This is a genomic window from Rhodoferax sp. RT5P35 (assembly GCF_056521385.1).
The window spans coordinates 1-1,214 of the sequence record NZ_JBWMAX010000217.1; the positions used below are offsets into that span (position 1 = coordinate 1).

Genomic DNA, 1,214 nt, shown 5'->3' on the forward strand with positions numbered 1-1,214 from the left:
TGCCGCCGACCTGCACCCGGCCTTGACCACCGTGCACATTGACGCGAACGCGATTGGCCGTCAGGCGGCCCGGTTCATCGTCGATTGCGCGGAAGGGCGGGCGGTAGAAGAGAAGGTGGTGGACGTGGGGTTTTCGATGGTGGAGCGGGGGAGTGCGTAATCCCTGCACCACAGACTCGTCATGGGGGCTACTACGTACTTGACAGTCCAAACGGTAGCGCTACCATCGATGGTATTTTCTATCCATCTGGACCATCTCATGAACACCTCCACCCCCGTCATCACTGAATTGCGCGTCATCCCCGTTGCGGGCCGCGACAGCATGCTCATGAACCTGAGCGGCGCGCACGGCCCGTTCTTCACCCGCAACCTGCTGGTCCTGACCGACAACGCAGGCCACACCGGCGTGGGCGAGGTGCCCGGCGGCGAGAAAATACGCCAGACGCTGGAGGATGCCCGGGCGCTGATCGTCGGCCAGTCCATTGGCAACTACCAGGCCGTGCTGAACGCCATGCGCAGCCAGTTCGCCGAGCGCGACAGCGGTGGGCGCGGGCAGCAGACCTTCGACCTGCGGGTGGCCATCCACGCCGTGACCGCTGCCGAGTCGGCCCTGCTCGACCTGCTGGGCCAGCACCTGGACCTGCCGGTCGCCGCGCTCCTGGGCGAAGGCCAGCAGCGGGATGCGGTGCAGATGCTGGGCTACCTGTTCTACGTGGGCGACAGTGCCCAGACCAACCTGGCCTACCGCACCGAGCCCGGTGCCGACAACGACTGGTTCCGCCTGCGCCACCAAAAGGCCATGACCCCCGAAGCCATCGTGCGCCTGGCCGAAGCGGCCCAGCAGCGCTATGGCTTCCAGGACTTCAAGCTCAAGGGCGGTGTGCTGCGCGGCGACGAGGAAGTGGATGCCGTGGTGGCGCTGCACGAGCGCTTCCCCGAGGCGCGTGTCACGCTGGACCCCAACGGCGGCTGGCTGCTCAAAGATGCCATCCTCCTGGGCCAGCGCATGCGCGGCGTGGTGGCCTATGCCGAAGACCCTTGCGGAGCCGAAGGCGTGTTCTCTGGCCGCGAGGTGATGGCCGAGTTCCGCCGCGCCACCGGCCTGCCCACGGCCACCAACATGGTTGCCACCGACTGGCGCGAGATGGCGCACAGCCTGGCGCTGCAGTCGGTCGATATCCCGTTGGCCGACCCGCATTTCTGGACCATGGCCG

The 1,214-nt window shown here is 66.9% G+C and carries 2 protein-coding genes; both read left to right on the forward strand.

The genetic code is table 11. The features are described 5' to 3' along the window. The first annotated feature begins 22 nt into the window (after positions 1 to 22). Positions 23 to 160: a hypothetical protein gene (locus AC097L_RS25105; protein ID WP_479589428.1), complete on the forward strand. Its 138-nt coding sequence runs from the start codon at positions 23 to 25 to the stop codon at positions 158 to 160. A gap of 99 nt (positions 161 to 259) precedes the next feature. Then, on the forward strand, positions 260 to 1,214 hold a 955-nt coding region (locus AC097L_RS25110; protein WP_479589427.1), incomplete at its 3' end, for an enolase C-terminal domain-like protein.